The 11,522-nt window shown below is 32.1% G+C and carries 11 protein-coding genes; all 11 read right to left on the bottom strand.

All coding sequences use genetic code 11. The features are described from left to right. Positions 1-154 precede the first annotated feature (154 nt). The gene (locus tag A2255_02400) at positions 155-859 is read right to left on the bottom strand and encodes an aquaporin (protein ID OGI18695.1); all 705 of its coding nucleotides are present in this window, start codon (positions 857-859) and stop codon (positions 155-157) included. A 263-nt stretch (positions 860-1,122) separates the two neighbouring features. Next, positions 1,123-1,350 (bottom strand): hypothetical protein, encoded by a 228-nt coding sequence (locus A2255_02395; protein ID OGI18694.1) that lies wholly within the window; start codon positions 1,348-1,350, stop codon positions 1,123-1,125. A 336-nt stretch (positions 1,351-1,686) separates the two neighbouring features. Next, positions 1,687-4,095 carry a hypothetical protein gene (locus A2255_02390; GenBank protein OGI18693.1) on the bottom strand — a complete coding sequence of 803 codons (2,409 nt, stop codon included), beginning with the start codon at positions 4,093-4,095 and terminating at the stop codon, positions 1,687-1,689. A gap of 323 nt (positions 4,096-4,418) precedes the next feature. After that, positions 4,419-4,613, bottom strand: a complete 195-nt coding sequence (locus tag A2255_02385) for a hypothetical protein (GenBank protein ID OGI18692.1) — start codon at positions 4,611-4,613, stop codon at positions 4,419-4,421. Positions 4,614-4,965: 352 nt separating this feature from the next. Beyond that, positions 4,966-5,451 carry a hypothetical protein gene (locus tag A2255_02380; GenBank protein OGI18691.1) on the bottom strand — a complete coding sequence of 162 codons (486 nt, stop codon included), beginning with the start codon at positions 5,449-5,451 and terminating at the stop codon, positions 4,966-4,968. 216 nt (positions 5,452-5,667) lie between these two features. Further along, the gene (locus A2255_02375; protein ID OGI18690.1) at positions 5,668-6,453 is read right to left on the bottom strand and encodes a precorrin-3B C(17)-methyltransferase; all 786 of its coding nucleotides are present in this window, start codon (positions 6,451-6,453) and stop codon (positions 5,668-5,670) included. A gap of 10 nt (positions 6,454-6,463) precedes the next feature. After that, positions 6,464-7,531 (bottom strand): hypothetical protein, encoded by a 1,068-nt coding sequence (locus A2255_02370; protein ID OGI18689.1) that lies wholly within the window; start codon positions 7,529-7,531, stop codon positions 6,464-6,466. Continuing rightward, the gene (locus A2255_02365; protein OGI18688.1) at positions 7,531-8,271 is read right to left on the bottom strand and encodes a precorrin-4 C11-methyltransferase; all 741 of its coding nucleotides are present in this window, start codon (positions 8,269-8,271) and stop codon (positions 7,531-7,533) included. Before A2255_02365 ends, A2255_02370 begins: the two co-directional genes overlap by 1 nt. A gap of 10 nt (positions 8,272-8,281) precedes the next feature. Further along, positions 8,282-9,520: a precorrin-6Y C5,15-methyltransferase (decarboxylating) subunit CbiT gene (locus A2255_02360; protein ID OGI18687.1), complete on the bottom strand. Its 1,239-nt coding sequence runs from the start codon at positions 9,518-9,520 to the stop codon at positions 8,282-8,284. 237 nt (positions 9,521-9,757) lie between these two features. Beyond that, a complete protein-coding gene (locus A2255_02355) occupies positions 9,758-10,921 on the bottom strand; it encodes a hypothetical protein (protein OGI18686.1) in 1,164 nt (387 codons plus the stop codon). A gap of 26 nt (positions 10,922-10,947) precedes the next feature. Further along, a complete protein-coding gene (locus A2255_02350) occupies positions 10,948-11,394 on the bottom strand; it encodes a hypothetical protein (GenBank protein ID OGI18685.1) in 447 nt (148 codons plus the stop codon). Between the last annotated feature and the right edge of the window lie 128 nt (positions 11,395-11,522).

Genomic DNA, 11,522 nt, shown 5'->3' with positions numbered 1-11,522 from the left:
GCACCTCATTCCTGTAACCAGCAAATAAACGAGCAATAAAAAATACTTACGCATTTTTTATTGCGTCCTTATTGGTAAAAAGCTAATATGATCAAAAAAACAAACCGTACAAGTAATACCTGACGGTTTGTTAAAATCTTAGCGACTCACGAATTTATTCTTGCGGAGTAACTCTTGCAGTTGTACTGACATTAATAAAACGATAGAAAAGACCTGCCAGAACACCTCCAATACTTGGAAAAATGAGAAATAGCCAAACTTGAGATAATGCTTCTCCACCGACTATCAATGCAGGGCCGAAACTTCTTGCAGGATTAAGAGATCCTCCGGTTATTTGTATCCCCAAAATAATTGCTGCAGCAAGAGTAATACCTATAGCGAAACCTGCTATTTGACGTGGAACTCCTTCCTGCGTTGATTCCAGAATCACCAGAATAAATATAAATGTAGCTATAAGCTCAAAAATCATTGCTGCTAAAAGACTGTATCCTCCCATATATTCAGGCCCATAACCATTTTGTCCAAGACCATATATTTCGATATCGTAGCCTGATAATTTTCCTTTAGCTATAACTGCCAGTATTGCTGCTGCAACAATAGCACCGAAAAACTGTGAAATAATGTATCGAATAGCATCTTTACCATTAATCCTGCCTGCAACAAGCATTCCAAGAGTAGCAGCAGGATTAATGTGCGCTCCTGAGATAGGACCTATACTGTATGCTGCCGCAATTAAGGCAAAACCAAAAGCTATAGCAATTCCTAATAAACCAATTGCATCACTTCCTATCGCTGCTGCACCTGCACCAATAAAAACCAGAATAAAAGTGCCTATAAATTCTGCTATGTATTTTTTCATGACTCTATCTCCTTAAAAATCTTATTATCAATATTTCATTGAACTTTTTGTAATATCAGGCCTTCAGATTCATAGAATCATTAATCATATACTGTAGGAATAAGCAAAAGAATATTATGAAACAATTAATTCATTTTCATTCCCTATATATCCAGTTTGCAAGATCATCAATACGTCTATAAATAAAATTCAAAAATTATCAAATAGACTCCAGAACAATTTTCAGGAGTCTACAATATACTCAAAGCCTATATATAATCTACTCAATCATTTAAACTGTCTAAATCTACAAGTTCAGGTAAGCTTAAATCAAGTGCAACCGCAATTTTATATAAAGATTTTAGGCTTGGGTTCCTTTCAGCCCTTTCTATTCTCCCTATATAAGTTCTATCGAGGTTGCTTTTTAATGCCAGCTCTTCCTGAGATAAAGCTCTATCCTCTCGCAATTTTTTTAGACGTTTTGCAAATTGTTTTAAAATCTTATCTTCCATAACTAAAGTATATATGCTACGATGTGCCTATAGTCGACAGCCAATTGGCACATAAAATTTATTGAGAAAACTACTCGACAATTCAAATGGAGAATTACTATGAAAATTCTTGAAGCTATTGGAGCAGACTTAAAAATGTCTATTGATGATCTTATTCACGAAATAAATGAAGTTAAAAAAGATGTAAGAAATATTAAAAGAAAACTTGATAATATTAAAACTAATGAAAAAGAATATTTTGATTAACTTAAAAAGAAATTTGGATTTATTCAATAAAACAATAGAAAAGTAATGAGCATAATCTAAATCTTACTAAAAAGTATGCTTAAATCAAGTTTAATCTTGACTATAATACCAATCAAGAACCTGCTTTCTTTTTATCTTACCAGTTGTAGTTTTTGGGAAATCTTCCATTCTTACTACTACCCTATCAGGCCGTTTATAAACTGTTAGAGATTTAGAGAATTTATTTATTTCCTGAGAAATTACATTTTCTAACTTCTGAGTATCATCTTGAAACTTGTTTTGCATTTCTTCTGTAGGTATAACTACAGATAATACTTCCTCTGTTCCTTTTTTAGGTCCTGATGTTACTGGAACTCCAATAACACAAAGTTCCTTTATAATTGGACTTTTCGATAATACAGCCTCTACTTCTTCAGGTTGAACTTTGTCTCCGCCGCTTAATACAATTATGTTTTTAAGTCTGCCAGTAACGTATAAATACCCGTCATCATCAATTCTTCCTTTATCACCCGTATGAAACCACCCATTTTTATCTATTGCTTCATTAGTAAGATCAGGTTTATTATAATAACCTTTCATAACATTTGGGCCTTTTACCAGGATTTCTTCTTCCTGAGATATTTTAACCATTACATTTGGAAGAGGTTTACCAACTGAACCTAAACGGTTATATTCTGGAGTATTCGCAGATATAACAGGACTTGTCTCGGTTAAGCCATATCCTTGATATATTGGAATACCTATTCTAGTAAAAAATTCAGCTATATCAATATCTAGCGGAGCACCACCACTAATAAATCCCTTAATTTCACCCCCAAGCCTACTATGAATTTTAAAGAATAGCAGTTTTCTTAAAAAATTAAAGGGAATAAATTTAGATATGTTGAAAAACAATTGAAATAGGCTTTGGCTTAATTTATCAGATCTGTGAACTTCTCTTTCTATACCCATTTTTAAGACTTTCAGGAACAATGGGACTGTAACAAGCCTGGTAACTTTCTTTTCCTGCATAATTTTCATAAACTCTTGTGGATAAAGAGTTGTAGTATAAGTAATTTGAGCTCCTCTATATAGCATGGTAATAAATCCGACAGTTATTTCCAGAAGATGGTTTAAGGGAAGAATTGATATAAGAGATTCTCTGGAAGTAAAATTAAAAACTTCATCAAAATTTTTAACTTGAGAAATGATATTTTTAAAAGTGATCATAACCCCTTTGGGATTTCCTGTTGTTCCTGATGTATAAACTATTAATGCTGTTTCATCGAGATTACGCTCTCTTCTTTTTTCTTCTGAATACTCTTTTAAACCGTATAAAGAATTAAATTCTTCTGAACACTTATTTTTATCAATAACAAAAACCTGCTCAATTGACTGAATTTCATTTTTTAGTCTATTTGCTTTCTCTATAAGATTTGGAGATACACAAATAGTATGAGGCTCACAATTTAACACTAGAGGCTTTAATTCATCAAAAGTAAGTTTAATATCAAGAGGTACAACAATAGCCCCGGAAATAATAGAAGCAAAAAAGGCAATTGCCCATTCAGGTCTTGATTCTGAAAGAATAGCTACCCTGTCCCCCCTTTGAACCCCATTCTCTATTAAATAGTTAGCCATGCATTGAGATAATCTTACCAGTTCAGCATAGCTTAAATCTTCCCATTTACCTTTTTCTTGAAATGATAAAGCTTTAAATGGAGCGTAAATATCAAACTTTAACTGCATTAAAGCAAGAAAATTATCGTAATAAGGTTTTTCTACTTTTTCTCTTTCTCTTTTTTCAAGAAAATTTTTCATATTTTGCACCCGTTTTTGTAGTTGTTCGGCTATAATTTTCTCCTTTTCTTCAAAATTACAATATGGAGGTCCAAATTGAATTGTTATCCCTCTAAATATTGGTAATTCTACCCTCCAGGGCCAGGCTTCATATCCACCTTGTATTGCAAATGGAATTATAGGAGCTTTACTCTTTTTATGAATATATGCAACTCCTTTTTCAAATTTACATATATTTCCGGTTGGAGTTGGTGTACCTTCTGGAAAAATACAAAGAATTTCTCCTGTTTTCAATCTTTCTATTACCTGACTCAAGGATCTAGCTAGATGTTTCTTAGATATAGCGATCGTTTTGAGACGTTTTGCTAACCATCCTATAACAAAAAGATTCTGAACCCAGGAAGCTGTAAGAAAGGTTACAGGTCTTTTGCTGGCTATCTCAATAATTGCACTGTCAAGCACACCCGTGTGATTTCCAGCAAGAATCATACCGCCTGAATCTTCTATATATTCTTCTCCTTCAATTTGTAATGGAAAGAATAAATTAAAAACAGGCCTTATAATATGGCGTATTACATAATGTGACTTGCTTCTACCAAATAATGAAGCTACTATTACTATTGCAAAAGAAATTATTGATAATAGAAAAAAAGCAATAAATCGTATTATCAGGGTTATCCTGGTTATGATTTTGCCGATAAATAAGCTGAAATTTCTCATTAATCGTTACTAACATATTAACCAATAAAAGATAAATACTCTTATAACCTTTTATCTAAGATTTATAAATCGTCAGTCAGACAGAAATATCTTTATTAAAGATCTATACTTTTTTACCAAAACCATCATAAAATTCTCAAATAAGGAGGTAACAAAAAATACTTACGCATAAAGTGATATTGTCATTGCGAGGAGGGCTGAAAGCCCGACGTGGCAATCCAAATTATAGCATTATTTAATGGATTGCTTCGCTTCGCTCGCAATGACAGATTTGCGTTTTAAAATACGCAATAATTTTTTGTTTGTTCCTTAATTTAAATAAGCTATCCTTTAGGTGCCATTACTTTATAGCAACATCTTGGAGCACATTCTTCAATTTCCTGTTCTGATAAAGTCCTATCTGAACAATCAGTGCAAACTAACTGCTCAGTAATTGGTCGATACTTGATTTTATGCCCATGGCACATAATATCTTGCTCTATTTCACTGCCACAATTTTCACAAATAAATCTAACCATTTTCTCTAACCTCTTATTTACCATTATTTTTGATTTTAAGCCAATAGAAAAATAAAAGTATTGCCAACTTTTCTAAAATTTTATTCAATTTTTTTAACGATATAAGTAAACAAGAAAAAGTTTTTACCTAAAAAACAATGGAATATCATCCCGAAATAAATTCGGGATTTATCCTGTATGCAAATAAAAGCTATAAGCGTTAACTGTATAGATGCCGGAACATATCCGGCTGACATCAGTAAGTATTTTTTCTTTCCTCCTTAAAACAAGAATATTGAATGACAGTAAAACCTATAATGAATCAGGATTTGTAAAATAATCACTATAATACAAATACAATAAACTTATTGAGCTAAATTATATTCCTTAGAGACTTTTTTACTTCTTTTTCAACAAAAGCCTTATTATGAGGAATATTACAGTTTACGCAGTTCCATATTAAATACTCTTTTGGAGTTCCCTCCCTTGTTTGAGTTAGTTTATAAAAGCCTTCCTTGGAATTTACCCTGCAAAAACCTATTTTATAAAGATTTTGCTTTTCATCAAAACCTATTTCAAAATCATAATTTGGACAAATGCACCCGTAGCAGCTTAAATCTTCTGCTTTCAGGTCATGGCACTTTTTGTCATTGATTAGCATTGGACAAAATTCTTGATATTCTGCCTGCATAGACTTGAAGGAAAATTTCTCCACTATTTTTTCTAATTCTAAATCTTTAAGTTCAGACAATCTCAAGTTTCTTTTTTGTATAATAACGTCTCTCATAGCAATTACTCTGGTTTTTATCTCCCAGAGTTCCTGGAAAGTAAGATTTGCTTTTGATAAATCAATATTCAAGATTATTTTCCCTTGAGATTCTTCGCTCCGCCCAGAATGACAGAGGTATTATTGGAATGATTGATGACTTAAGAATGTGGCTTAGCCACCAGTGGTGTTTTTATGCTTTGAGATTGTTTCGCAAAGTTTTATTTACGCTTATATCCTTATTTAATGGCTCACAATGACCACCACATTTTTGAGATTTTTTTTCAAAATGACAATAGTGCTTTTTACTTATTGCAGTTGATAATCGTAGTTTTGTTGATAGCCTCTTTTAGTTATAACATTTTTGCCGGAGTTTACCAGCTTTGTTGCAGAGCTACCAATGATTAATATGGTGGACATATTAATCATTTTCATATCATCTTTAAATTCCAGCAAATCTTTTACTGTCTTAATATAAATAGTCTCATTATCTCTGCCTAGATTCTGGGCTATTACAACCGGGGTATCTTCTTTACGGTGTTGTTTTAGCACTTCAAGGAATTTAGCATAAGGCTCTTTTCTTGAATGAGAAAGAGGATTATATAAACCAAGCACGAAATCAGCTTCTAATGCATTATTTAATCTTTTATAAATTAATTCTATAGGAGTAAGAAGATTTGATAACGATATAACTGCAAAATCATGCATAATAGGAGCGCCTGCTTTAGCTGCTGCTGTAAGTATAGAAGTAATTCCTGGCTCTATCACTACTTCAAGCTTATCCCAAAGATTGTTTGCATCGATAATTTCAAGCACTAATCCTGCCATGCCATAAACATTGGCATCCCCGTTTGAAATCAAAGCTACTTTTTTAGATTTTAATGTTTCTTGAACAGCATATTTACAACGATCGACCTCATGAGTCATCCCGGTTGAATATATTTCTTTTCCTTCTATTAAAGACTCTATATCCTTAATATACTTACTGTAACCAACTATCAGGTCAGCTTTATTCAAGCATTCAACGGCATTACCTGTTAGTTGCTGTATATTGCCAGTACCTGTTGAGACTATATAAATTTCACCCTTACTCATTTCAACTCCTTTAAAATGCTGCTGCTATTGTTGTATTCTTATAAACCTTTTTTTTGATAAATAGTGTCTTAAAAGGTGCAGCTAAAACTGCTGTAGGTTCAGCCACTCCTTTGATATTGAAAAATTCTTCCGCTTTTGACTTTGAAAAATCTTGATTTAACTGATTGATCTCATCTTTATCAAAGAAAGCAAGTTCTATTTTATATTTTTTACTAAATAATTGTAAGGCTTCTTCATCTTTTTTGGCATCAAATGAAGCTATGATTTTTATATCTTCAAAATTAAGTTTATATTCGTTTAGAAAATTCTTAATATCAGACTCCAATTCTTCCAAAGGCGTATCTCTATTTAGTCCTATTCCAAGAATAATAGGTCTAATCCTGATTTTAAATACCTCCTGATTTGTATCATTAAAAGGAGATAAAATTACAGTTGGATAGCCATTGTTTACAAGATTAGTCTCATTTAAACAGTTGTGAAATTCAATTTTTGATCCATCTAAACCTTCATTTTTTAAGTATTCAAAGATTTTAGGATAAGTTACCAGATTAATAGTGTGCCCATTAATAAGAGAATTGGAAATTTTTGCCAGTTTTTCAATATTTCCAATCTCAAACCCTGCTTTTTTAGCAAAATTATCAAAAGCAAATACGTTTAAAGAATCTGTTGCAGTAGTAATAAATGAGGTTAAATCAGGATTAATTTCTGTTAATTTTTGTGCCAGTTCATTAGCCCCGCCAATATGACCTGATAATAATGGTATTACTTGTGTGCTTGACAAATTTATAACTAGAATAGCCGGATCTATTGTTTTTGAATTAATTAGTCCTGCAATTTTTCTTACAACAATACCTGTTGCTGTAAACCATATTATTGCATCGCTATTTTGCCAGGCCTGATCAAGAATTTCATCAATTTCAGAATATTTTATATAATTAGCCCTAGTTTCAGGATTTTTGCTGCTTTTATGATAAATATTTATTTTAAAATCCTGATTTACTCTTACTAAATCCTCAACAGTTTTTTCTGCTGCTTCAAGTCCCGGATTGTTAACTGTTATTAGGGATATATTCTTCATTAATACTTTCCTGATGGCACGTTATAAAGATGTGATTCTTCTTTTTCTTCTTGATACAAATAATCTCCAAAGAGAATTAATGCGGTTCTTTTGATTCCAGCTTCTTTTACTTTTTCATGTATATTGCTCAAAACACCTTTAATCACTGCTTGCTCTGGCCATGTAGCTTTCTCCACTATCCAGCAAGGTGTATCATCGCTATAACCTAGTTTTTTAGCTGTATTATATAATTCATCCAATAATGCTACTGATAAGTAGAAAACTTTGGATGAATTTTTGCAGGATAAGATACTTTCAAGATTCTCAGGATTTGGCGTTTTTCCTTCTACCCTTGAGATGATTAATGTCTGACTAACTCCAGGAATGGTATATTCTATCCCTAAAGATGCTGCTGCACCAAATGCCGCAGTTACTCCAGGAATTACTTCATAAGAAATATTTTTCTCATCTAAAAACTTTATTTGCTTTGCAGTAGTCGAATATATGGAAGGATCACCTGTATGAACCCTTACCACATCACTTGTTTTGATATGCTTTTCGATAAAATCAAAGATTTCTTGATAAGACATATCTTCAGAACTCTCTACCAAGCAGCCTTCAGGGGCCCAGCTTAGAACTTCTCTTGGGACTAGTGAGCCAGTATATAGTATAACTTTTGCTGATTCAAGTATTTCTCTGGCTTTTACCGTTATTAACTTAGGATCTCCAGGTCCTGCACCTATAAATATTACTTTATTCATATATATTTCCTCATTTTTTTACTATTACTTGAAACAGCGTTCTTTCAGATTCTGCAATACTCAGTTTTATATCCTGAGAAATCTTTTTATAATTTGATATATCAATGCTTCTGACTTCATAATCAATATCAGCTTTTCTTAAAGTCAAAAGCAACTCTGATAAATTCTCAAGCACAACAACGTTTATGACCATTAATCCATTGTCTTTTAATTCAAGATATAGATTTTCTACTTGATTGAGAACCTTTTCCCCACCACCACCAATGAATATACGATCAGGTTTTGGAGCTTTTTTATAGTTTTCCAGCACATTGCCTTCGAATAATTGTGTACCAGCTACCTTATGATTAGTAAGATTTCTCTTGATAAAGGCGCATTGCTCTTCATTCTTCTCAAAAAGCAGTGATCTGATTTTGAAAATCTTATAAGCATCAATAGAAACCGACCCCGACCCTGCTCCTATATCCCACATTAAAAGATTTGGCTGTAGTTCTAAAGATTGGAGAGTGATTGCTCTTTTATCGGTTTTAGTAAGCATACCAGCGTTAGTCTCAAAGTCTTCATTATTTGAGAAAGTTTGAGAAATATCATACTTTCTCTCTATTAAAAGAACATATGGAACTAAGGCTTGCTTGATTTCCTCCAGAGACATTTCTTTTGTTGCTTTATACAGGTCAAATTTGGTTATTCTTTCATCGTCAGAGCCCAATTTTGATCCAATATAGAAAATAAGATCATCTTGTATAAATCTTGTATCATCTGCAATTTTCTGTAATGAATGCTCATCACAAAGTAGAAATGCATATTTTGTTGTCAGGAATTTTGTTAAATCAAGAAAATCTCTGCCATGAAGAGAAAGCGCAGTTACTTCACTCTCCGGTATATTTAGCTTTCTAAGGATGTAATCTTTAGAAGACTCGGCTGGTAATACGTTAACTCTATTAGAGTCAAATTCTGGAATTTCGTTTTCTAAATATCGTAAAATCTCTTTAGTTGCCGAATAAAATATAGGGCTTCCTGTCACAACATAAAGAATTTTCTTGTTTTGTAAGTATTTTTCTTTGATAAAAAGCCTTATCTCCTTAAAAGGTAAAAAATTCACCTCTAAATTTGCGGGTAATAACTCCTTGTTTTCTGGAGTATCAAAATTAATATCTGTTATAAGACAATCAAACTCTGAGCACTGAACTTTTTCTATTACTTCAGCTAATGAATATAAGTTAATTCCAGAACCAGCTATTGTTAGCATTTTATTTTTCCTGACAGTTTTACCAATTTACTATTTTTATAAATATTCTACTTCCATATTGAATATATGAGAACTATCTTAAGTATGAACTTTTCTTAAAAAGAGAAAAAATTGTCAGGAATGATATTTTTCATATCCCGCCCACCACCCTTATAGGACAAGAGGGCTTCGCCCTCTTATGAACTCCTGAAATATTGAAGAATTGTTTCTTATGCTATTAAATATATAAAGACTTTCTTAATAAGATTTACGATATTTTACTCTGTCTCCGTCAGTTAAGATAATTTCAATTTGAATATTGTTTAAATTAAGTTCGATTGCCCAATTTTTTAGCTCATCTAGCGCATTATTAATTATAATTTGATAAAACTTATCGCTATATTCAGAATATTCAGCAATTATAGTTTTTTCAAGTGAGCCAATAATTGTTATATCATCACAAATCGAAGTTATAATAGCAGGGAATTCTTCTTTTTCTAGCCAGCATCTAACCAGATTAAAATCTATATCACCATATCTGTTATTTGTATTCTTCTTCCCTTGAGCAATTTTCGTTAATTTTCCAATATTTGTAACTATAGTTACTTTATTAAATTCCTGTTCTGCAAGCAATTTCAAAGAATCAAAGACAAAATTTCCAATTTCTACTATATATTCTTCAGGTTGATAATTATTTTCTGCAAATTTCAAAGAAGAATTTCCCATTGTAAATATAATATTTTTTATTCCATTTTGAGCAGCAACATTAATTTCAGCAGCCAAAGAATCAAGATATGCTTCTGATGAAATAGGCTTAACTACACCTTTTTTGCCAATAAAAGAAAGACCTCCAAGAATTCCTGCTTTAGCATTTGCGGTATTTTTAGCTATTTCTTCACCATTTTCCACTTCAAATACAATAAAAATCTCTTTATTATCTTTGATATTAAGCTCTTTAAAAACCTGATCAGCTGATTCTTTCATCATGCCAAGTGGAACAGGGTTTATGGCAGGAAAGCCAACAGGAGCATCAAGGCCTTTTTTAGTAACTATTCCAAGACCTTTACCAGCCCAAATCAATAATTGGCCTGATTCTAGTTGTAAATTATGTGGTTGATGAGAAATTTCCTGTTTTAAATAAGGTATTTCTTCCAAATTATATCCTGCCCAGCAAATGATTTTGCAACCTTTCGTCACATCAACATCATCATTATCTGACTTTACTACACTTACCAAAACATAATTGTCTGTTTTCTTTATATTACCTATATCAAGCTCAACATCATCACCTTCAGGCAAGTTAATAGAAATAGTTTTAAAATCAGTTTTACCTGTCAATAAAGAAAATAATGCCGCTTTAAGAGCTGAAGTGGCATGGCTTCCTGTAGTATATCCTGATTTTAAAATTTTCTTAGTTTCCATATCTGATATTAATGAGCCTTTTTATGTTATTCATCGTATATTTTATCTTCAACCCTGAAATTTTTTAATGATTCCGGTTCTTTTCCTTCAACCAGTGAAATTATTAGTTCTTTCCACTGATCATCAGTCCACTCATGCACTCTCTTCCAGGCTGAGAAAGATTGTTCAGGAGTAAAGTTAGCTGTATTAGCATTTTTATAAGCGTAAGCAAATTTTCTAAACCTACAAGCACCATTACAATAGGTTCTGGTTACTTTTACTCGATTTTCACCTTTGTCATAGCCAAGTTCTTTTATAATATCTCTGATTTTGTCAGCCAGGTTATCTGAAGTCTCCTCATCCTGACATCTATGACCATCACAAATAAATATTTGCACGGCAGAGAACATTATAGGCTTGTTTTTATCAAGTTCTTTGGGCTTGCAGGCAAATCCTTCTACGACATCAGAGCCCATTGAATTTTTCTTGGTCATTTTTTTACCTTTTAATAGACTTATTTATTATTAAGGAACAAACAAAAAATTATTGCGTATTTTAAAACTCAAATCTGTCATTGCGAGCGAAGCGAAGCAATCCATTAAATAATGCTATAATTTGGATT

It is taken from the genome of Candidatus Melainabacteria bacterium RIFOXYA2_FULL_32_9 (genome assembly GCA_001784615.1).
Lineage (GTDB): Bacteria > Cyanobacteriota > Vampirovibrionia > Gastranaerophilales > UBA9579 > UBA9579.
Note: the sequence above shows the minus strand (reverse complement) of the source record. Positions and strands in the feature narration are given on the sequence as shown.

What these genes read in the sequence shown, in the direction of transcription:
- A2255_02365 (OGI18688.1), bottom strand. Translation starts at nt 8,271, where the DNA reads ATGAATAAAGTAATATTTATAGGTGCAGGACCTGGAGATCCTAAGTTA.
- A2255_02360 (OGI18687.1), bottom strand. Translation starts at nt 9,520, where the DNA reads ATGCTAACAATAGCTGGTTCTGGAATTAACTTATATTCATTAGCTGAA.
- A2255_02385 (OGI18692.1), bottom strand. Translation starts at nt 4,613, where the DNA reads ATGGTTAGATTTATTTGTGAAAATTGTGGCAGTGAAATAGAGCAAGAT.
- A2255_02355 (OGI18686.1), bottom strand. Translation starts at nt 10,921, where the DNA reads ATGGAAACTAAGAAAATTTTAAAATCAGGATATACTACAGGAAGCCAT.
- A2255_02400 (OGI18695.1), bottom strand. Translation starts at nt 859, where the DNA reads ATGAAAAAATACATAGCAGAATTTATAGGCACTTTTATTCTGGTTTTT.
- A2255_02375 (OGI18690.1), bottom strand. Translation starts at nt 6,453, where the DNA reads ATGAGTAAGGGTGAAATTTATATAGTCTCAACAGGTACTGGCAATATA.
- A2255_02370 (OGI18689.1), bottom strand. Translation starts at nt 7,531, where the DNA reads ATGAAGAATATATCCCTAATAACAGTTAACAATCCGGGACTTGAAGCA.
- A2255_02395 (OGI18694.1), bottom strand. Translation starts at nt 1,350, where the DNA reads ATGGAAGATAAGATTTTAAAACAATTTGCAAAACGTCTAAAAAAATTG.
- A2255_02350 (OGI18685.1), bottom strand. Translation starts at nt 11,394, where the DNA reads ATGACCAAGAAAAATTCAATGGGCTCTGATGTCGTAGAAGGATTTGCC.
- A2255_02390 (OGI18693.1), bottom strand. Translation starts at nt 4,095, where the DNA reads ATGAGAAATTTCAGCTTATTTATCGGCAAAATCATAACCAGGATAACC.